Origin of the sequence: Bacillus sp. NPDC094064, from assembly GCF_050279585.1 — a bacterium.
Lineage (GTDB): Bacteria > Bacillota > Bacilli > Bacillales > Bacillaceae_G > Bacillus_A.
This window is the reverse complement of sequence record NZ_JBNNUI010000001.1, coordinates 241,197-261,534: the sequence shown is the minus strand read 5'-3', so window position 1 is coordinate 261,534 and position 20,338 is coordinate 241,197. Positions and strand designations below refer to the sequence as shown.

The 20,338-nt window shown below is 34.7% G+C and carries 21 protein-coding genes and 2 pseudogenes; 4 read left to right on the top strand and 19 right to left on the bottom strand.

Features of this window, described 5'->3' with window-relative positions; all coding sequences use genetic code 11:
* Positions 1-29 precede the first annotated feature (29 nt).
* Entirely contained in the window at positions 30-869 is an 840-nt protein-coding gene (locus ACQKNI_RS01465) for a YitT family protein (RefSeq protein ID WP_088229640.1), read from the bottom strand.
* Between the two features lie 357 nt (positions 870-1,226).
* Here ACQKNI_RS01465 and ACQKNI_RS01460 point away from each other — a divergent pair, with 357 nt between their 5' ends.
* Together ACQKNI_RS01460 and ACQKNI_RS01455 are read left to right on the top strand one after the other, a co-directional pair.
* Positions 1,227-2,258 (top strand): S66 family peptidase, encoded by a 1,032-nt coding sequence (locus ACQKNI_RS01460; RefSeq protein ID WP_098252538.1) that lies wholly within the window; start codon positions 1,227-1,229, stop codon positions 2,256-2,258.
* A 217-nt stretch (positions 2,259-2,475) separates the two neighbouring features.
* Positions 2,476-2,886: a DUF3224 domain-containing protein gene (locus ACQKNI_RS01455; RefSeq protein WP_088229642.1), complete on the top strand. Its 411-nt coding sequence runs from the start codon at positions 2,476-2,478 to the stop codon at positions 2,884-2,886.
* Between the two features lie 86 nt (positions 2,887-2,972).
* Here ACQKNI_RS01455 and ACQKNI_RS01450 read toward each other — a convergent pair whose 3' ends face one another.
* From ACQKNI_RS01450 to ACQKNI_RS01400, 11 genes and pseudogenes are all read right to left on the bottom strand, one after another.
* On the bottom strand, positions 2,973-3,350 hold the full coding sequence (locus tag ACQKNI_RS01450) for a MaoC/PaaZ C-terminal domain-containing protein (RefSeq protein ID WP_098252539.1): 378 nt from the start codon (positions 3,348-3,350) through the stop codon (positions 2,973-2,975).
* Between the two features lie 85 nt (positions 3,351-3,435).
* Complete coding sequence (locus ACQKNI_RS01445) at positions 3,436-4,683, bottom strand: DUF1015 domain-containing protein (RefSeq protein WP_088229644.1); 1,248 nt, start codon at positions 4,681-4,683, stop codon at positions 3,436-3,438.
* Positions 4,684-4,840: 157 nt separating this feature from the next.
* A complete protein-coding gene (locus ACQKNI_RS01440) occupies positions 4,841-5,998 on the bottom strand; it encodes an RNA-guided endonuclease InsQ/TnpB family protein (RefSeq protein WP_098945811.1) in 1,158 nt (385 codons plus the stop codon).
* 122 nt (positions 5,999-6,120) lie between these two features.
* The gene (locus tag ACQKNI_RS01435; RefSeq protein WP_098840863.1) at positions 6,121-7,293 is read right to left on the bottom strand and encodes a 3-phosphoglycerate dehydrogenase family protein; all 1,173 of its coding nucleotides are present in this window, start codon (positions 7,291-7,293) and stop codon (positions 6,121-6,123) included.
* 12 nt (positions 7,294-7,305) lie between these two features.
* Complete coding sequence (gene serC / locus ACQKNI_RS01430; RefSeq protein ID WP_098252549.1) at positions 7,306-8,388, bottom strand: 3-phosphoserine/phosphohydroxythreonine transaminase; 1,083 nt, start codon at positions 8,386-8,388, stop codon at positions 7,306-7,308.
* 212 nt (positions 8,389-8,600) lie between these two features.
* Positions 8,601-8,792 (bottom strand): DUF378 domain-containing protein, encoded by a 192-nt coding sequence (locus tag ACQKNI_RS01425; RefSeq protein WP_002084566.1) that lies wholly within the window; start codon positions 8,790-8,792, stop codon positions 8,601-8,603.
* An 89-nt stretch (positions 8,793-8,881) separates the two neighbouring features.
* Entirely contained in the window at positions 8,882-9,949 is a 1,068-nt protein-coding gene (locus tag ACQKNI_RS01420) for a glycoside hydrolase family 113 (RefSeq protein ID WP_140417279.1), read from the bottom strand.
* A gap of 194 nt (positions 9,950-10,143) precedes the next feature.
* Positions 10,144-10,341 (bottom strand): annotated as a pseudogene (locus tag ACQKNI_RS01415) (hypothetical protein); the annotation flags it as partial.
* 95 nt (positions 10,342-10,436) lie between these two features.
* On the bottom strand, positions 10,437-10,802 hold the full coding sequence (locus tag ACQKNI_RS01410; protein WP_088229648.1) for a hypothetical protein: 366 nt from the start codon (positions 10,800-10,802) through the stop codon (positions 10,437-10,439).
* Between the two features lie 309 nt (positions 10,803-11,111).
* Entirely contained in the window at positions 11,112-13,502 is a 2,391-nt protein-coding gene (locus ACQKNI_RS01405) for a penicillin acylase family protein (protein WP_098840864.1), read from the bottom strand.
* Between the two features lie 78 nt (positions 13,503-13,580).
* Positions 13,581-14,348, bottom strand: a complete 768-nt coding sequence (locus ACQKNI_RS01400) for a DnaD domain-containing protein (protein ID WP_088229650.1) — start codon at positions 14,346-14,348, stop codon at positions 13,581-13,583.
* Positions 14,349-14,944: 596 nt separating this feature from the next.
* On the opposite strand from ACQKNI_RS01400, the gene ACQKNI_RS01395 reads away from it, so the two are divergent.
* Positions 14,945-15,391: a hypothetical protein gene (locus ACQKNI_RS01395; protein ID WP_088229651.1), complete on the top strand. Its 447-nt coding sequence runs from the start codon at positions 14,945-14,947 to the stop codon at positions 15,389-15,391.
* A 201-nt stretch (positions 15,392-15,592) separates the two neighbouring features.
* On the opposite strand, the pseudogene ACQKNI_RS01390 reads toward ACQKNI_RS01395, so the two are convergent.
* A pseudogene (locus tag ACQKNI_RS01390) lies at positions 15,593-15,667 on the bottom strand (immunity 22 family protein); the annotation flags it as partial.
* Positions 15,668-15,958: 291 nt separating this feature from the next.
* On the opposite strand from ACQKNI_RS01390, the gene ACQKNI_RS01385 reads away from it, so the two are divergent.
* Positions 15,959-16,666: a DNA alkylation repair protein gene (locus ACQKNI_RS01385; protein ID WP_098252543.1), complete on the top strand. Its 708-nt coding sequence runs from the start codon at positions 15,959-15,961 to the stop codon at positions 16,664-16,666.
* Between the two features lie 159 nt (positions 16,667-16,825).
* Here ACQKNI_RS01385 and ACQKNI_RS01380 read toward each other — a convergent pair whose 3' ends face one another.
* The 6 genes from ACQKNI_RS01380 to imm47 form a co-directional block, all read right to left on the bottom strand.
* A complete protein-coding gene (locus tag ACQKNI_RS01380; protein WP_088229653.1) occupies positions 16,826-17,293 on the bottom strand; it encodes a DUF6985 domain-containing protein in 468 nt (155 codons plus the stop codon).
* Between the two features lie 66 nt (positions 17,294-17,359).
* Positions 17,360-17,788, bottom strand: a complete 429-nt coding sequence (locus tag ACQKNI_RS01375; protein WP_141524750.1) for an SMI1/KNR4 family protein — start codon at positions 17,786-17,788, stop codon at positions 17,360-17,362.
* Between the two features lie 64 nt (positions 17,789-17,852).
* Positions 17,853-18,242: an immunity 22 family protein gene (locus ACQKNI_RS01370; protein WP_088229655.1), complete on the bottom strand. Its 390-nt coding sequence runs from the start codon at positions 18,240-18,242 to the stop codon at positions 17,853-17,855.
* Positions 18,243-18,283: 41 nt separating this feature from the next.
* Positions 18,284-18,796 (bottom strand): SecY-interacting protein Syd, encoded by a 513-nt coding sequence (locus tag ACQKNI_RS01365; RefSeq protein WP_427282222.1) that lies wholly within the window; start codon positions 18,794-18,796, stop codon positions 18,284-18,286.
* Positions 18,797-18,859: 63 nt separating this feature from the next.
* A complete protein-coding gene (locus ACQKNI_RS01360) occupies positions 18,860-19,411 on the bottom strand; it encodes an SUKH-4 family immunity protein (protein ID WP_098252545.1) in 552 nt (183 codons plus the stop codon).
* Between the two features lie 120 nt (positions 19,412-19,531).
* The gene (imm47, locus tag ACQKNI_RS01355; protein WP_141556619.1) at positions 19,532-20,320 is read right to left on the bottom strand and encodes an Imm47 family immunity protein; all 789 of its coding nucleotides are present in this window, start codon (positions 20,318-20,320) and stop codon (positions 19,532-19,534) included.
* Between the last annotated feature and the right edge of the window lie 18 nt (positions 20,321-20,338).

Here is a 20,338-nt window from a genome sequence, read left to right as displayed (position 1 = left end):
TTTAACAAAAAAACAAGTTCTAACTATTATTAAGCCTTAGAAATATCAACAAATCCTTCACCAAACACATCACGAACATCGTGTATAGCGATGAAAGCAGCCGGATCCGTAGTTTGAACGATCCGCTTTAACTTCACTACTTCTTGCTTATTAATAACAATATAAAGAATTTCCTTCGGCGTTTTCGTGTAATAGCCATGACCTGAGTACACTGTAACCCCTCTGCCCATTAAAGTAGTAACCTTCCCGGCAATTTCATTCGGGTTATCAGAAATAATCGTAATGGCCTTCTTCGGATTCAAACCTTCGATTACAAATTCCATTACTTTCGTTCCGACATAAAGCATAATAATTGTCAGCATTAGTTTTTCTGCACCAATGATGAAATAAGATGAGAACGCAACGATTAAATCGAAGAACAATAGACCGTAGCTAATGCTCCAACCTAAATATTTATGCGTCATCCTCGCTAAAATGGTAGTACCTGCAGTTGTTCCGCCAACTCGAATGATTAGCCCAATACCACATCCTATAAATATTCCTCCGAAAATGGCATTTACGAGCATTTCATCCGAAGTAATCGTCCATCCTTCTGTCAAATGAAGGAACAGCGAGTTCGTAACTACAGCAATGATTGTATAAATTGTTGTGATCTTATTCAAAAATTTGTATCCAACTATTAATAAAATCGCATTTAAAATTAAGTTGACTAAACCTGGTGACCATTCAAATAAATAGTACGTAATGATCGTGATACCTGTTACCCCGCCCTCACCGAACTCATTCGGGATAACAAATAAATTCACACCTAATGCAAAAAGGAATGCACCAATAATAATAAAAATAATGTCTGTCGTTCGTTTTTTCATATAGTACCTCACTTCTTATGTAAATATTTATTCTGCCATAAACTCTCACTATTATATCGTGGAATATTCAAATCGAACAGTAGTCTATTTTTATTTTAATTAAAATTCATTCTAAATCGGTATGGCATAAAAAAGTGCTGTAACTTTATTTATTATGTACTGCAAGTACAGTTTTGATTTCACATGCCATGCTTGCTTAACATTATAGATTATCCCATATTCAGCAATAAGGCGATGTTCTTGAATCTCAGCAGGTATATCGGTTCATGATGCAGAAACTAATGTCACATACAATGTTTTTCAACTATACAGTTTGTATAATCGTAGTCCATTACATTATGTAGGAGCGGAGTTAAAATGTTAATAAAACCAAAAAGATTACAAGCAGGAGATATTGTGGCGACAGTAAGTGCTTCGTGGGGAGGCGCAGGTGATGCTAAGCTACGATGGCGGTATGAGCAAGGAGTAAAAAGATTAGAAGAAGTTTTCGGTCTTACCGTTATCCCAATGCCGAATAGTTTAAAAGGTAGCGAATACCTTTATAACAACCCAGAGGCTCGTGCGGAAGATTTAATGACTGCATTTAAAGATACGCGCGTGAAAGCAATTATTACGAATATAGGTGGAGACGATAGCATCCGTTTGCTTCCTTATATAGATTTTAATGTGATACGTGAAAACCCGAAAATTTTTATGGGGTACTCTGACGATACCGTTTCACATTTATTTTGTCATAAAGCAGGTCTTTCCTCTTTATACGGTCCAGCAATTTTGACCGACTTTGCCGAAAATGTAGCAATGGATCCATATACGATTGAGATGGTAAATCGAACGCTCTTTTCCAATGAAACGATTGGCGAAATTCAACCAGCTCATGAATGGACGAGTGAGCGTTTGGAATGGATAGAAATAAATAAAAATACAAGGCGTACGATGCAGCAAAACAATGGATATGAGCTACTTCAAGGCTCTACCACTGTACAAGGGCGTTTAATTGGTGGATGTATAGAAGTACTCGAATTTGTAAAAGGAACGGAACTTTGGCCTGAGAAAAAACATTGGGAGAATAGTATCCTTTTCTTTGAAACATCTGAAGAACATCCAGAACCAAGTTATATAAAATATTGGTTGCGAAATTATGCAGCGCAAGGCATTCTGCAAAAAGCAAAGGGAATCATTTTTGGTAAACCAAAAGACGAACAATATTACGAAGAATATAAACATGAAATACTGAAAATTATGAAGGAATATAACTTAGAAGATTTGCCGATTCTTTATAATTTAAATTTTGGTCATACTGAACCGAAGTTTATTTTAACTTACGGCGCGATGGCAGAAATTGATTGTGAAAATAGATCTTTCTCTATTTTAGAAAGTGGCGTGGAGTGAAACTTTAAATAAGTAGAGCCATAAGTTTTATGTTGTCCTGATCCTACAGAAAGAATAGCGTATCTTTCATTTTAGGGAGCATTTTATTTTGTTAGCTTAATAACGATATAGCGGCACTCAAATAAATAAAAACACTCCTATGAGATATGACAGTGAATTGGGACTTTTTAAATGATATGGAGATTACTTATCTAATGATAAAGGGGGATTTACGTGTATGGAAGTAACATTTACAGTAAGTAAATGGGATGAAAAACTACTCGATGATACTAGAAAAGATTTCCCTATTAATATTGCCCATGTTGAATATGATATTGATGGTGAATTAAAAGGAAAAGCTTTTGTTGAATACTTATTATATTATTTAGACTCAAATATAAATGATGGTCACTTGGCTACTGCTAAAATTTCTGGATTTTTACACTTTGAAGGAATTTATAAGGGACAACAAGGGACATTTACAGCTATAGAGCAAGGAATATTTGATAAAGGAAATTTAGATTCCCCAGGAACAATTATCAAAGCCACCGGTAACTTAGAAAGTCTGAGAGGGTCCTATAATTATCAGTTTACAGGTCAAACCAGTAAACTAATTTTAGAGTTTGAATTTCAGCAAAATATCCTATAATTTAGTGGAAAGGACATTCCTTGTAATACTAGGAATGTCCTTTTTGTTAACGAGTTTATCCACCTATTCATTACTTTTCCTACTAACTAAAGAATAATCCCCGAAAAACTCCCCTTCATTACTTCCTTTTCTAGTTGATTTCTACATGTAAACGTCGTAATAATTTTCGTGCGATTTTTTTCATCTAGTTCAAATTGTTCAATGGTTACGTCACAACGAATTGTATCACCGCTAAAAACAGGACGTAAAAATTCAAAATCCATTTTGCGAGCTAGTACGTTATAATCACCACCAATTTTTGTAGGCAGCGTTGATGTTAAAAGTCCTTGTACAACAAATCTCCCCTGCTCATCTGGTGTAACATGATGAACGCCTTCATCCTTAGACACTTCTGTAAATAACGCAACATCCTCTTTCGTAAACGTTCGCTCAAAGGTGATTTTCTCCCCTACTTGCAATTTCATTGATACCCCTCCTCAAACACACTTTAAAAAAAGAAAAACCGAAATTAAACATCATTTCGGTTTTTCAAACTAAAGAAGTCTATATTTACTTTAAAGAATGAACAAACAACCCGCTACGCAGTTTCGGTTCGAACCACGTTGATTTTGGCGGCATAACTTCCCCAGCGTCTGCGATTGCTAATAAAGCTTCCATTGACGTTGGATATAATGCAAATGCAGCTTTATATTCACCGCTATTTACAAGACGCTCTAGTTCTTCTAATCCGCGGATTCCTCCGACAAAGTCAATGCGTGAATCAGAGCGCGGATCATGTATTTCAAGTACTTGGCTTAATAAATGATCTTGCAGAATAGATACATCCAAACCTCTCACAAGATCGTTCGCATCAAACGTTTCCTCTTTCACTGTGAGCTTATACCATTTCTCATTTATATACATGCCAAATGATTTTGGTTCATTTGGTTTATACGGAGAAACATTTGCTTCTTCTACATAAAAGTATTGCGCGATTTGCTTTAAAAATTGTTCTTCAGATAAGCCATTTAGGTCTTTTACAACTCGGTTATAGTCCCAAATGGATAATTCATCGTGAGGGAATAAAACGGATAAGAAGAAGTTAAACTCCTCTTCTCCTGTGTAATTCGGATATTGTTCTCTTCGCATAAGTCCAACTTTTGCAGCTGATGCGGAACGGTGATGTCCATCTGCAATGTACAAGTTCGGAATGTCTTCAAATGCGTTTACTAAAGTCGTAATTACTTCTTCGTCTGCAATCTTCCACGCAACATGCCTAACGCCGTCTTCTGCTGTAAATTTATAAATTGGTGTATGTTCTTCTTTCCAACTTGCAATTAAACGTTTCACTTCGTCTTTAGTACGGTACGTTAAAAAGATAGGACCCGTATTTGCGTCACACACATCAACGTGGCGAATACGATCTAGTTCTTTTTCATGACGCGTTCTCTCATGTTTTTTTATTGTGTCATCTTCATACTCGTCAATTGATGTACAAACGACAAGACCTGACTGCGTTCTTCCTTGCATCGTCAGCTCATAAATGTATAGCGCTGGCTCTTCATCTTGAATGAATACTTCTTCTCGTATAAATTGCTTTAAATTTTCACCCGCTTTTTCATATACGCGATCATCGTATGGTGAAAGTGCCGGATCTAAGTCGATTTCTGCTTTATCAACGTGTAAAAAAGAATACGGATTTCCTTTTACAACTTCTCTTGCTTCTTCACTATTTAATACGTCATACGGTAAAGCTGCAACTTGCAATGCTTTACCTTCTACTGGACGAATGGCCCGAAACGGTCGGATTTTTGCCAAATTCCTCTCTGCTACTAAAAATATAGACAAATGTATATTCTTAGAGTATTCCTGTTTCTATGTGTCCTGTTTCGCCAATCACTCGCTACTACAGTTTGCTGTAACACTCCACAGGCGTAAATTCCGATGTAACCCACCGTACATATATACAGTCTATTTACGTTAGTATTATATATTCTTTTGCTTGTAAAAGGTTGATCGCTGCATTCAAATCTCTATCCATTGTATTTCCACATTCACAGGTATATACTCGGTCAGATAGCTTTAAATCCAGTTTCTTTTGACCACAGCAAGAACATAACTTTGATGATGGATAGAATGTATCTACTTGACGTAATTCAATTCTGTATTCCTTACATTTAGTCAAGAGCCACATTTTAAACGCATAGAAACACTGCTTAGCAATTGTTTTAGCTAGATGTTTATTCTTCATCATACCTTTTACATTCAAATCTTCCACTGTAATAAACGTTGGCTTGGTTTTCACCACATCATTTACAATAGACTTTACATACTCTAGTCGAATATTGGCTAATCGAGCATACAATTTTTGCACTCTAAGAATATTTTTTTCTATATTCGCTCTTTTGTTAGTAACAGATTTTTCACCTCTCTTTTTTTCATTTTCAAATTTACGCGATAAAGAGCGTTGTTCACGTTTAAAGCGTTTTTCTATCTTTGTTACTTGTATTGTTTTGTTGATGTTTGCATGAACGATACCATCGCTACGTATAGCGAAATCCTTCACACCTAAATCAATACCCAAACCTGTTTGATTGAGTATTACCCTTGTTACTGATTCTTCCAATTCACAAAGTACAGATACAAAATATCTCCCTGCTTTTTTAAAGATTGTTCCACTTTTTACAATCCCATTTTTAGGAATATAACCATATTCTTTTACTCTCATCCAGCCAATCGTAGGGACTTTTACTCTATGTCTTTCTATTGTCCAATCCGTTTTGTTATTTTTAGGAAAATAGCACTTCACATCTTGATTCTTTTTTTTCTTGTAACGTGGAAATCCTGATAAGCCCTTAAAAAATCTCTTAAAGGCCTTATCTCCATTCATAATTGCCTGTTTTACCGCTTTACTAGATACCTCTTTAATCCATTGGCTACATTCTTTTGTATAGACATTGTTTAACCATTTAGAAAAGTCATATCCACTCAGAAACTTTCCCTCGGATTCATACATCTCTTTGTTTTTAGAAAGATACAGATTGTAAACATACCTACAGACCCCAATCGTTTGATTTATCTTGACTATTTGTTCATTTGTCGGTTTAATTTCGATCAAATAGGCTCTTTTCATAACCCTATATCCTCCGACATTTTACTTTTATAATTTCTAAATCCATACATCCTACAGCTATATACATGAATGATAGATATCCAATCTTGAAGAAGTTCTTCTTATGAAGATATTTTTTTCATTTACACAATCATTCGAACGGCTACAACACCTGTAATTTTGCTTATATTTTCCACAATATTCTCTTTAATTATATCATCAATTCCGTTATCGATATCAATCATTGTGTACGCCCAAGAATGTTTACTACGATTAATCATATCTGCAATATTAATATGATGTTCAGCTAAACATCCTGAAATTTGTCCTACCATGTTCGGTACATTTTGATGCATAATTGTAATTCGTTTCTTACCGATATACGGCAGTTCTACGTTTGGGTAGTTTACTGAATTACGAATATTTCCTGTCTCTAAATACTCACGTAATTGACGAGCTGCCATGACCGCACAATTTTCTTCCGATTCAGACGTAGATGCACCAAGGTGAGGTGTCGCTGTTACATTTTTCATCTTTATCACATTTTCATTTGGGAAGTCAGTTACGTAATGTGTAATAATATCTTCTTCTAACGCTTTTTGAAGAACCTTTTCATCTACAAGTTCTCCTCTTGAGAAATTGAATAGTCGCATTCCTTTTTTCATCGTCTCGATAGCGTGTTCACCAATAATCCCCTTCGTTTGGTTCGTAAGAGGAATATGCAGTGTAATATAATCACACGTTGCAAAAATTTCATCTAGGCTAAACGCTCTTTGTACATGTGTAGAAAGACGCCAAGCTGTTTCAACTGAAATGTAAGGATCGTATCCGACAACGTCCATTCCTAACGCTAACGCATCATTTGCCACTAAAGCACCGATTGCGCCAAGGCCGATAACACCTAGTCGTTTCCCAGCAATTTCTGATCCAACAAATTGTTTTTTCCCTGTTTCAACAAGCTGAGGTACTTCTTCACCCTCTAAATTTTTCGTCCAGCTTACGCCATTAATAATGTTACGTGAAGACATAATAAGACTCGCGATAATGAGTTCCTTTACTGCATTGGCATTTGCCCCTGGCGTGTTAAATACTACAATTCCCTTTTCTGTACATCGATCTACAGGAATATTATTTACACCAGCACCAGCTCTTGCAATTGCCTTTAAGTCTTTTGAAAAATCTTCTTGATGTAAAGAATAGCTGCGAAGTAAAATACCGTCTGGGTGGTCAATGCGATCCCCTACTTCATAACGCTCTCCGCCAAGGACTTGCAAACCTTTTTCCGCAATTTGATTTAACGTTTGAACACGAAACATATCCCCATCTCCCTATCTATTTTCAAGCTCAAATTCCTTCATATAATTTACTAATTGCTGTACGCCGTGTACTGGCATCGCATTATAAATGCTAGCGCGCATACCACCGACTGAGCGATGTCCTTTTAGTGTAACAAGACCACGTTCTTTCGCTTTTTGTAAAAACTGATTGTTAAGCTCTTCTGACGGTGTTGTAAACGGAATGTTCATAAGTGATCGATACATAGGATCAACTGGTGAAGTAAACAATTTAGATTCATCTAAAAAATGATAAAGAAGTGACGATTTCATTCTGTTTTGTTCTTCAATCGCAGATACCCCGCCTTGCTCTTTCAACCACTCTAGTACAAGTTTTGTTACGTAAATACTAAAGGATGGCGGTGTATTATATAAGGAGTTATTTTTGCTGTAAGTTTCATAGTTTAACATTGTCGGACAAGAGCCATCTGCCCCGCCAATTAAATCTTTTTTTATAATCGCAATCGTTAAACCAGCTGGTCCTAAATTCTTTTGCGCTCCCGCATATATAAGACCAAACTTCGAAACATCATATCGTTCTGATAAAATATTGGAGGACATATCCGCAACAAGCGGCACTCTTTCTAAATGCGGTATTTCCACATATTTTGTCCCCTCAATCGTATTGTTCGTTGTAATATGTACATAATCTAGTTTTTCATCATGCTGTAAATCATCCATTTTAGGAATCGTAGTAAACTTCTCTTGTTCAGAAGAAGCAAGCACTTGTACTTCTCCTACTTTTTCTGCTTCTTGCAGTGCTTTTTTAGACCATGAGCCAGTCAGTACGTACCCAGCTTTTTTGTACGTACTCATTAAGTTTAACGGTACCATAGAAAATTGTAATGAAGCACCGCCTTGTAAAAACAATACTTCATACTCATCAGGAATGTTCATTAATTCACGAAGCAAGCTGCTCGCTTCATCAATAATACTTTGAAAATAAGAAGATCGATGACTCATTTCCATAATAGACATGCCTGTCCCGTTATAATTTACAAGCTCCTTTTGCACTTTCTCTAAAACTGGCAAAGGGAGTATTGATGGTCCTGCAGAAAAATTATACACTCTCTCCATCACCCGGATGACCTCCCTATTTCTCATTTTTATGAATTTTTAAACTTTCTGAATTATACCCCACAATACGAGACACGGTCAATTTCTTTTCTATTATTACGGCGTAAGACGCAATGGAATCGCTTGCACATGCAAACACTTTTTTCATAAACATACAAAAAAGTGTTAAGTACATAATCGTACTTAACACTCTAGTAATAAAAGTATAATAGCTACTTACTCGTAAAAAACCGATCAAAAATTTGATAAATAGCAGAAAGACCAAAGAGCCAATAAATGGTGTCCACAAGCGCCGGCATAGAACCAAACCATTTCTCAACTACATTGTAATCTAACGCGACAAACAACCAATTCAAACCGCCAAGAATCACCAAAATTACTGTAAGGTAAGACAAAAATTTCATTGTGATTGCCCCCTAGGTGATAAGATGGTGAAAGGCCTTTCACTAAAAATATATGTACTATACTTCAAAACTTGCCTATTTTCAAAAATTTATTTTCGGTACCAACCGTTAATAACTGCCTCTGCTTCTTTGCTATGGATTTGATACGCATGCGTACTATTATTAGAGCCAATAAACCAAATGGAAAAACCTTTAAAATACGGCATCGGTTCTAATACATCTCGGTAAGCACGCCATCCATTTAATTGTACATCTTTTGAAAACACATTTGAAACATCTGGATTCCACGGATTTTGCAAGCCAAATTCACGCGCTGGAACGTTAAATCCACCAAAATAAACTGGCTTCCCAGTTGCTTTATGTAATTGTTCCAATTGCTGCACAACATTTTGTCCACGATTATATACTGTCGTCGCAAATAAACTTTGCTTCACTTCTTCGTACGACGGATTTTTATTTCCTGACACTTCAAACCAACTATCGATACTAACAATGTCTACCTTCTTTAAATACGGGCGGTTTATTTTCTCTACAAACTTCGCTTCATAAGAAGGATCAAAGCTTGCCGTTAACCACCAATTCATTTGATACAAAACATTTCCTTTATACTGCTTACGGACGAAGTCAATCGTATCGCTCCAATATCCTTCCGCATATTCCATATTAACGAAATTAGAAGCGATCTTTAATCCATACACATTGTATTTACTAGTAATGGAATTAAAAATATCCTGCAGTACAACCGTTTTCCAATTCCAGAAGAAATCATTCATATTACTCGGATTCCATTCCGTCTCTCCTACATTTCCTTGTTGAATAAATGGGAACGGTTCCGCTATAACTTGAATATTACGCTTTAATAATTCTTGAATTAAAATAATAGCCTGTTTCTTTTGCGCCTGATTAATTACCATATTAGTAGAAGTTACATTCGGAATATCAACTTGGATCGGTACATTCACTGTGTTTAAGTTCAAGCGCTCCACATCTTCTAACACTTTCGCTACATTTCCAACTTCCCATACCGTTACGTTTCCTGCTTTTATTTTTCCAGACTGAACAGTATTTACATCTGCCTGTACATTTCCTTGAAAACAAAAAGAAAACAGCATAATACACACTCCTATAAAACTTAATACACTCTTATTTTTCTTCACAACTTCCCTCCTATAAATTTTGGCATACTTGCTTATTCTATACAATGTTTCACATATATTCCATAAAAAAATTAATGAATTCTCCTCAAAAAAAATGAGTATTCATCCCTTATTCATACTAACCTCCTAAAAATAGTAAGGTAAATAAAAAAAAGAGCGTATTTCCGCTCCTTTTATTCCTGTTACAATTGAAATTATTGAATTCCCTCTGGTAACTTAATTGAATCAAATTTTTCATATGAATCAATTTTTATACTCACAACTGCATCCATCTTTTCTTTGTCCGCGCTAGATTTCTTATCTGCATTACGTTCACTCACTTTTACAGTTGTGCGCATCTCTTCAAATTTATAATCTTTTGTTATTATATATTCAACATTAAACGCATCCATTTCTTCATAATGATCCTCTCCCATTCCCTATAAAAAACCATTACACTTCATGTATAGTAAATCAAATGAATCAACATAAAAATAGATACAATACTTTATTTAACCTCTAAACTAAACCAGTTATTCAATCCATATGCTAACGTAACTAACGCTCCTATCACACCAAAAACAACAATATTTATGCCCATTGAAGACCCGAATAAAACAGCCATCATTGACACAATCATGAGTAGTATGGCAATACCATTAATCTTAATTTCCACTACATCGCCATCCTTTACTTTCTTTTCTTTACTCCCAAAAAAGAATTGTTTCACTTTTATATTTGCTTCATCTAACTCAAAAGGAAGCGTATATTCTTCATTATTTTCAAGTTTCATTACTACTTCATTATCTACCTTTACAGCAACTCTTGCTGCTCCGCCCATCATTCCTGTTGCCCTTATTACTTTAATACTCATATAGAATCCCCCTATTAGATTTCACTGCAACTATTAAGAAATTTCCCTTGTTGCGTACTAATCCATTCCCATTTTAATAAAGTGAAACTTTAATCAGTGGAGGTTTTGTCCATCCCTCACTGATTATTAGCCCACAAATAGCGGGCTAAACATAATATTCCAAAAAGTATTATAACAAGCTCTTTTGTATTTTCTTGTCAAAACTTGTCACATCTCTATAAAAAAGACTCTTACAATAGTAAGAGTCTCTCATAAAGTGAAACTTTCATTAGTGACAGGATTCAAGCCATCCGCTAATAAAGCATAGTTTCATTTTGGTTGTAAAGTTAACACTTTCCCCTCTATTCCATCCGTATTCAATGTAGTCGTATGATACGTGCCATTTACCCAATCATCTATTTGATCATGATACCAATCACTTCTAAAATGTCCTGACTGGCCTGGCCCTACGATATGGTAACCGTTTGACATATCTTTCGTATCAATAACAAACCTCCAAGACGCCCCGTGATTTACAATACCGTTATCATCATAATTTGCTGCTTGAACGGTAACTTGGCTTCCGCCAATTGGAACTGGTTTCTCACGATTAAATGCAAGGAATGCTAACATACTAGATGATTTTGAGATTGGATGTGTAAAAGCAAGTTGATGGTAATCGCCCCACTTCCACTCCGTAACATTCGGTCCATATTCCTTTTGTAATTTCTTCATTACATTCTCGTACGATGTATGCACAACTTTCGTGAAACCTCCATACTTCGTAAACCAAGCGCTATTTTCTCCCGCTACTTGTTTTCGAATCAATTCATCAACAACTTGTGACTTTCCTTCAAATAACTCCATCACATCTTTCGGTATTTCTTTTGAAAAGAGCGTATTTGAAATCTCTTTCATTAATAAATGAAAAATTAACGGTGCCGCTTCATCTTTACTATCGTAAAAATTCCACTTTGTTAATTGTTTTACGCCTTCTTTCTCAACTTCATTTAAATCTGCTTTATTTAACTCTTTTAAAAATATAGGAGTAAACTCTTTCCCATATAAATTTTTTTGATCCATCTGTAACTTCTGTAAATCTTTTACCGTATACTTATCCTTCTCTTGCAAAAACTCCTGAATACGCATTTGTCTATATGGCTGCGCCCACGTATTACTAATATGATACGGATAATTATCATCAACAATTTTATTATTTGCAGTTGAAATAAATCCTTCTTTCGGATTGATTACTTTTGGCAATTGATCAAACGGGATATATCCTTCCCATTCATATTCATCTGTCCACCCTGGCACTGGCAGACTACCATCTCCTTTTTTACGCACTGGTATATTTCCATTCGCTTTATATGCAATCGTGCCATCATTTGATGCAAATACAAAGTTTTGAGTCGGTGTATGAAAATCTTGAAGAGCCGTTTCAAACTCATTCCAATCTTTCGCTTTATTCATATTTAATACAGCCTTTAACTCAGCTGACGGTTCCAAAGCAGTCCACTTTAAAGCAAATACAGTTTTCGTTTTCTCTTTCCCTTTATCCGCAAACTCTGAAATGACTGGACCGTGCCTCGTAACCGTGACGTTATAAGGAATTGTTTTCCCGCCTTTTACTTTAATAGATTCATCAACAACTGTAGCCTTTTCCCATTTATCGTTATACAAAAATTCATTTTCATTTTTAGGGTTTCGCTTCTCAATATATAAATCTTGCACATCAGGACCAGTATTCGTAACACCCCATGCTATTTTGTCGTTGTGTCCTAATATAACACCTGGTACGCCAGCGAAAATAACACCACTTACATGTAAGTCTTTCATTTCTAGTTTCGTTTGATACCAAATGGAAGGTGTCGCAAGAGAAAGATGGGGATCATCCGCTAAAATCGGCTTACCTGACGCACTCTTCTCACCACTCAAAACCCAGTTATTACTACCGTTAAACTCAGGTGGAATAATTGTTTTTGAAAAACTTTGTGCTACATTCACATTTGTATTTTGCAGTTCCGCTAGCAATCTCGGAGCATCTTTCGGATATGTTGGAAATAGCTCATTTGCTTGCTCTTTCGGGAGGTTTTTCAGCGCCCAATATCGAAACGCCTGTCCGTGCCAATGCCCACCTAAATCAAACGCCATATACTTTCCAATCGTTAACGTATCAACAATTGACCATTCAGTAGGTTCATAGCCTAATAGAGTAAACTCAACTGGCAATTTCTTGTCTGCTTTCGCCTCACGTATAAAAGCGTTCACTCCATCAGCAAATGACTGCAGGGCAAATTTCGCTTCCCCGTCATATTGACTAATAGACGCTTCTGCTGCTCGCCGTAAACCGAGCGTTCGAAACAACTTATCTCGATCAACAGCCGCTTCCCCTACAACTTCACTCAACATCCCGGAAGCTTGCCTTCTACTTAAATCCATTTGAAACAAACGATCTTGCGCTTGTACATATCCTTGTGAAAAATATAAATCATGTGCATTTTCTGCTTTAATATGAGGTACCCCTTTACTATCACGCTTCACCGTAACAGCATGTTGTAAATCCTCTAGCTTTATCGTTCCATCTATCTTTGGCACAGATCTAAGCGTATATATGTTCAAAAAAATCGCTGTACAGATAACGAATAAAAGAACGATACTACTAGACCAAAGAAAAATTCTCTTACCCCTCGTTCGTTTCTTTTTTATGACGACTTCCATACAATCCCTCCTTTCTCAAATTATTCGCTTCTATCGTAAAAGAACCTTTTAGAAAAGAAAAAACCTTACTTTCTCATGTTATGGATCATACAAACTAAATACTTCTCTCTTACGCACTGCTTCCTTTTCTTTACTGAAGTTTACTCGCCCTTTTTCACACCAATTTCTCAAAATCCCCTTCACATAAGCGAGCGTTCGCTTATTATGTTCAAACGCAACTTTAAGTGCCTCTAGTACTGTACTTCCTGAAAGTCTTTGTATCCACCCTTTCAATTCCTTCACAATATATGGAGATAAACTACTAATGTTTTGTTCGTAAAATTTGTAAACTTCACTATGCGAAGTAGCCTCTTCTACCGTTTCTATCTTTTCCACATCTTCTGTTTCTTCAATAACTGCTTCCGAACTACTATTATCCACCTCTTTCGGCATACCAAAATGCTGTAGTAATAATGGAATCTTCCATTCTTCTTCAAGACATTTACGTAAAAACATATGTATGAACTCTTTACTCTTCACAGCCTTTAACTCACGTAATACGCACTTTTCTACATTTGTATTTAAAATAGGGTTATAGTGTAGCCAATTTATTATGTATAACTCTTTCGTTTCCGTATCATATAAAATCTTCCCGTATTCAACAAAGCGGTTCAACAACTTCTCAACAGTTTCCATACTGTAACCTGTTTCAAGCTCTGCCAAACGCTTCGGTAATATGTAAATTCCACATTGCTTCGTTTTCGTACCAGTTAACAAATATATGTAAAAATAACGCTCCTCTGGTGTTAAATCTAAAATAAATTCATCTTGCCAAAAGTTCACCCGCACATTACGGTACACCGCCATACATTTCCCTCCTCCCTTCATTCGTAAAAAGATACAAGTCAATCCTTCAATTTAAATATAGGAATGTGGGGTTAGTTTTTGGCGTTTGAATTCAAATTTTTTTACAACTACTACTACGACGTTTTTTCGCGCTTTTTGTTCTTGTAGTTGTTTTTGTTTTGTTTTTGTTTTGTTTTTGTTTTGTTTTTGTTTAGTGATTTATTACTTGGTAGGTGCTTATAAGGGGCTTGGAAGGGGCTTGGAAATACAAAAATTAAATCTACATACACATTCCTACTACACTCTACTTACATTTTGCAAAAATATAATTTCTAGAGTTATTAATCCTCCAAAAAAACCTTTGAAATATTGCTATAATACAAATGTAAAGGGGGATATATTTTACTCGCTAATATTGATACATTAAGTAAAGAAGAACAAAAAGTAATGAAGAAACTAATTAGTAAGTTAAAATCTTTTGCTCATGCACCACTAAATAAAAATCACTGCTTACGTATGAAACCATTTACTGAATTTGAAGGGCTTGAAAACATAGTAAAAATATTAAAACAAACAGTACGAGTTTATTAGATAATATGTTAAAGGGGATGAACTAATTGTTAAATACGATTGTTTATGATAAAGCGAAGTACCATTTTGAAGGTGATTTTCCTGAGGACTTACCAATCGATCAAGCTTTTGTACATACTGGCATGTTTTTAGGATGGATAATTGAACATGATTTATTTAGTCAAGAATTTGAAGAAGAGTCTCAAGACGAAATTAACCAGTTTAAACTTAGACAAATGACTGGTACACAAATTTATATGAATTGGGATGGCGTTTTAGCAGACGACATGTTAAATGATGAGGGCAATCAATTCGCAATGTACTACTTTAACCATGACGAGGGGTGGAAGTATATAAATGATTACAGTGATGTTTTTACAGATGAAGGCGAAACTCTCTACCATGTGCAAGATACTTGGGAAAACTATTTCAAATTAAAAGAAGTTATTGATTATAGCTATAATTTTTGGAAAGACAACTTACAAAATAAATAATTATAACAAGTCGATTTCTTATGTTAATAAGAAATCGACTTGTTAATACAGAATTTAATTTCAATTTGTTGATTAGCATTGATATACATCTTTTCACTTAGTACGAATTCAAGCGTTCTTTTCAATACCCCCCTTTTTATTAGCCACTAACAACTTGTACATTTTTTTATTCTTCCTTACCCTACTGTAATTGTCTCACAACTATAGATAGCTTGTAGCAGTTACAAAATCAAAGCCTTCAAAATTACTAACGGCATTGTCATACTGAAAATTATAAAAACCATTTCTTATTTCCTTTCAGTCAAATAGGATTATTCGGAAATTCATTGTCATACTTATTAATTAGCTCTTTTTCCAATTAAATTCCCCCTATGTGATTTTCACTGCCCAATTTTTCTATATTATACCATTCTCCAGATTATCTCTGGCTTCATTTTATTCAACAATCAGACCAAGTCTCGATGAACTTTAGAAAGTAGACATACCTCCAGAATACAATTAGTATTAACATTGAGAAGTATACAAGACTTAAAAAGGTTTTTATATTAAGGAAGGAAGTGCACAGCTATGGACTTTAAAACAGTTATGCAAGAGCTTGAAGCCCTCAGTAAGGAACGAACGAAAAAAATATACATATCTAACGGTGCACACGAACCAGTTTTTGGCGTAGCTACAGGCGCTATGAAACCAATCGCTAAGAAAATAAAATTAAATCAAGAGTTAGCCGAGGAGCTGTATGCCACAGGAAACTACGATGCTATGTACTTTGCAGGTATTATCGCAGATCCAAAAGCTATGAGTGAGTCTGATTTTGATCGCTGGATAGACGGAGCATATTTTTATATGCTATCCGATTATGTGGTGGCAGTAACTTTATCAGAGTCAAATATTGCACAAGACGTTGCTGATAAATGGATTACAAGTGGGGACGAGCTGAGAATGTCAGCGGGATGGAGTTGCTACTGTTGGCTTTTAGGAAATCGTAAAGACAATGAATTTTCTGAAATCAAAATTTCCGATATGCTTGAAATGGTGAAAAATACAATTCATGATTCACCAGAACGAACAAAATCCGCTATGAATAACTTCCTAAACACTGTGGCAATTTCATATGTACCACTACATGAAAAAGCAGTCGAGACTGCAAAAGAAGTTGGTATAGTTGAAGTGAAACGTGATAAGAAAAAAAGCAGCCTTCTAAATGCTTCCGAAAGTATTCAGAAAGAACTTGATAGAGGAAGACTTGGTTTTAAGCGTAAATATGTAAGGTGTTAAAAAAGATTCGTATTAGGGTGTCAATCCGATAAAGATTGATACCTTTTTTTATCTTCAAAATATTCACTGTCCCGATTGATTTTTATCATAAATCCCATCAGTGAATCAGCTATTTTATTTTCAAAGTAATATACAGGCGTTTGTTGAGACGTATTTAAATTAAAAAGTAATATCCTGATACCCTACTTCAACTACCTTTTCATTTAATAAACGAACTCCTACACCATTTTCTATATCCCACGTACACTTAAATGTAATTCCAATTTCTCTTCCCCCCATAATATCTGCATACGGAACAACAATACCATCTAAACTAATCATCTCTAGTATTTGATCAGTTGTTTCAATTAATGAATAATTTTCATGCACTCCAATATCATATCCTAATTCACATCGCCTTTGTTTGTAATAGTCTAATATAGACTGTAATAAACTTATTTGTACCTCTTCCCAATTTTTCATTAATGATTGATACGCTACATACTGCCCTTCATCAAACATCCCATCTTCTTCACCATCTATCATCAAATCAATCTCAGTTTCATTTCCTAGAAAAGTTATAGGCATACACTTAGCCCAAGCATAATTATATTCAAGCTCTCCAAAAACTGAATCGTTCATTGTCATTTATCCGTCATTCCTCTCGCACTCATTACTAAGACGTCCCTGTTTATTATTCATTTCTGTTAACACCTAACATTTAAAATAGTCTTTCAAAAACAGATAAAATGTTGGCCAACTCTCCTTTAATTTTCCACTTAAAAGTAATTCATCTCCACCTTCAAAATTTACTGAGTAAACTTGATCGGTTACACTATCAAGTACCAATGCAGCATTTGCTGTCATTTCTGTTAAAACTAAATACTTATTAGGAAATCTATGTTCCTTTCGAGCAATAATTGTGTAGTATTCAATATTATTCTCTTCATCTATAATATCAAGTAATTCATAAGGAACGTGCTCTTCCCAAAAAGGTCCTGCAAATCGGTAATAAAACTCTCTAAATGTATCAGATACTTCTACACCTAATCTATTTATTACTTCATTCACCTGCTCTTTATCTGCCCGTTTATATATGTCTTCTTCCAAAACTTCTTCTAAACAATTCGGCAAAGCATGCATTTGTATCCCTCCTTTATAAGGTTTATCCATGTGTTTGTGAAATAAATTAGCAACTCCGTACAACCTACCTGTATGGCATAGAACCAATAAATGTAACCTCTAAACCATCAAACATATCTTCTCTTTTCGCTTCATTATATTTAAAATCATAAAGAACAATAGCAAAGTTAATATCGTTCGCTAAATTATCTCCATTTATTAGTTTTTTTATTATAGGAATAATTCGTTCACTATAAGAAAAATCACTTAAAATATGTCCAACGTCCCTTTTACTATTCTCATAAAAACAAACTTCAATATTATCTTCATCATAATAACCGAATTCAAAGCTCGTCCCAAACTTTGAATGAACTGAATCACCATCTATCGTGTAATCTATATCGACATACTCCTCAAGATTTTGGAGTGATTTAGAAATTCCAAACCAAACTGAAACCATTCCACTATATTCCACTTTTCCACTCCCACCTAGCCGGTCTATAATTCATATAAACATTATTTTTGTAGCCTCAAACTGGAAATCAACTCATTTAAACTATTCGAAACCTCTATAAACAACCCACGTTCGAAATCCTCCAATTCGACTTTTCCACTTACATTATTTAAAACAACTAGTGAACCATTTCCTTCTACTCCTATAGGAATCTCATCTAGCTTACGATGATTTTTTTCATATCCTTCTAACTTCTCTTTGAAAGAGTCCAATTCTATATTTGGTAATACAGCCTCTAAACTAATATAATGGTCACCGAAAAACCCATCCAAATCAGCAAACCAATATGAGTTAAAATAGTGATAAACTGAATCATGAAACTTAATTGCAAATTGCTCCTCAAGTAGGATTAAATCAGTTTCAATATATTTCTCAACCGGTTTCCATGAAATTTCATCTTCCTCTATTTCACCTTGATATATAACAAAATCAACTTTTTCGTTATATGGTGTTTTAAATAAGAAATTCAAACCTCTATCAAAATATTCTTTTCTTAATTTAAAATATGTACTCATAGCATTCTTCACTATCACCATACTCCTCTTCCATGCACCATACATTTCCCTTTTCACTTTCAATTATTCATATAAATTCTCAATTTCAATCAACCAAAAAGAATCCTTTTCCATACACTTATCATCAATTTTTTTCAACTCTTCCTTCAACCAACTTATTGTACACTCTGGTATATTATTATCGATAAAGGCATCCTCACCATTTATCTCTACTGCCTTATCGATCATTTTTGAATATACTAATAAACATTCTGCAAATTGATGTATAGAAGAATTCATAAACACTTCTTTATACTCATCACTATTATTTAGAAATACTATATTTTCTTGTTTTTCAATTATACAAATTGGATCTCCAGAACTAGTTGTTCCTAAAAACCAATATTTTCGAAACTCTTCTGGCATATGAAATACATTTATAATAGACCTTACGAAAGACTGAGATGAAGTAAACTCTAAATATGGTGACGGTGTTTCTGGTAAGCCTCCTATGGACAAAAATCGTTTCACTTCATCTGAAAAGTTTTTGTCCATTAATTCTTTTTCATGAAATGTAATAAGTGGGCCATCTTTATTAACATCCCATTTCTCTCGAAAATCCTCTGGTAGTATCATTCTTTCACCTTCTTGACGTGTTTATATCTTTTAAGATTTAATTGGGCTATTAGTTGTTTTTTTATTTTTCCACATAAAAAATACCCTCTATTATTATCTACACTTATTCACTAAAACTCCCTATACGACTACATGTCCATAAAAATACTTTTTACCAATCTTCCATTCTTTCTTTGTTAAAACATCAATATATGACATCAACTCTCTATTTTTTTCATTTGTTATAATCGTATCGTATTGAATTGGACATTTGCTTCCACTCCAAATTGATAAAACGGAAGGTATAGTAACAACATTATAAGTAGTTCTATCTCTTAAAGAACTCATAACTTCCGGCACTAACTTCTTTGCCAAGTCTCCAGGAAAAGATAGTCTATTATGATAATAATATTCTTGCGTATCATTATTTTCGATAAAACCAGAATAAGCTTCATTAAATTCTTCTAACGATACTTCATAATACTCGTCCTCAATTCCAAGCATCCATGAAAGTTCATTTCTAATAGCTTTTTCAACAAAGGTATCTTCCCACTCTTCTAGTAATGCTAAAAGATATGGTACTACATGATATGAAAGAGTTTCACCAGCACTTACTACAAAATTATGAACTCCATCCTCTGAAGCACTTGAAAGGAATTTCAAATTATTCGTTTCTAATAAATCATCATGAGTAGCTACTGAACAAAATAGTCTAGTGCATAAATGTAAAACAAGCTCATCTCGAGTACTATTCATAAGTTCGATTAGTAACCCCTTTACAGAGAAATCACCAAGCTTTAACAATTCATTAATTAAGATAAAGGATTCTTTCTCTGTTGCACTATCCCTTAGGTTAGACTTAAGAGTTTCAATTGTATGATTAGAAACTTCTCCATACCAAATATCTTTTTTAAAATGCTCTAAGTCCATCATTCTCTCTCCTTTTAT

Coding starts and splice junctions, on each gene's coding strand:
- ACQKNI_RS01400 (WP_088229650.1), bottom strand. CDS start 14,348: ATGGCGGTGTACCGTAATGTGCGGGTGAACTTTTGGCAAGATGAATTT.
- ACQKNI_RS01360 (WP_098252545.1), bottom strand. CDS start 19,411: ATGATACTACCAGAGGATTTTCGAGAGAAATGGGATGTTAATAAAGAT.
- ACQKNI_RS01405 (WP_098840864.1), bottom strand. CDS start 13,502: ATGGAAGTCGTCATAAAAAAGAAACGAACGAGGGGTAAGAGAATTTTT.
- imm47 (WP_141556619.1), bottom strand. CDS start 20,320: ATGGACTTAGAGCATTTTAAAAAAGATATTTGGTATGGAGAAGTTTCT.
- ACQKNI_RS01440 (WP_098945811.1), bottom strand. CDS start 5,998: ATGAAAAGAGCCTATTTGATCGAAATTAAACCGACAAATGAACAAATA.
- ACQKNI_RS01385 (WP_098252543.1), top strand. CDS start 15,959: ATGGACTTTAAAACAGTTATGCAAGAGCTTGAAGCCCTCAGTAAGGAA.
- ACQKNI_RS01380 (WP_088229653.1), bottom strand. CDS start 17,293: ATGACAATGAACGATTCAGTTTTTGGAGAGCTTGAATATAATTATGCT.
- ACQKNI_RS01375 (WP_141524750.1), bottom strand. CDS start 17,788: ATGCATGCTTTGCCGAATTGTTTAGAAGAAGTTTTGGAAGAAGACATA.
- ACQKNI_RS01450 (WP_098252539.1), bottom strand. CDS start 3,350: ATGAAATTGCAAGTAGGGGAGAAAATCACCTTTGAGCGAACGTTTACG.
- ACQKNI_RS01425 (WP_002084566.1), bottom strand. CDS start 8,792: ATGAAATTTTTGTCTTACCTTACAGTAATTTTGGTGATTCTTGGCGGT.
- serC (WP_098252549.1), bottom strand. CDS start 8,388: ATGGAGAGAGTGTATAATTTTTCTGCAGGACCATCAATACTCCCTTTG.
- ACQKNI_RS01410 (WP_088229648.1), bottom strand. CDS start 10,802: ATGAGTATTAAAGTAATAAGGGCAACAGGAATGATGGGCGGAGCAGCA.
- ACQKNI_RS01365 (WP_427282222.1), bottom strand. CDS start 18,796: ATGAGTACATATTTTAAATTAAGAAAAGAATATTTTGATAGAGGTTTG.
- ACQKNI_RS01460 (WP_098252538.1), top strand. CDS start 1,227: ATGTTAATAAAACCAAAAAGATTACAAGCAGGAGATATTGTGGCGACA.
- ACQKNI_RS01435 (WP_098840863.1), bottom strand. CDS start 7,293: ATGTTTCGTGTTCAAACGTTAAATCAAATTGCGGAAAAAGGTTTGCAA.
- ACQKNI_RS01465 (WP_088229640.1), bottom strand. CDS start 869: ATGAAAAAACGAACGACAGACATTATTTTTATTATTATTGGTGCATTC.
- ACQKNI_RS01455 (WP_088229642.1), top strand. CDS start 2,476: ATGGAAGTAACATTTACAGTAAGTAAATGGGATGAAAAACTACTCGAT.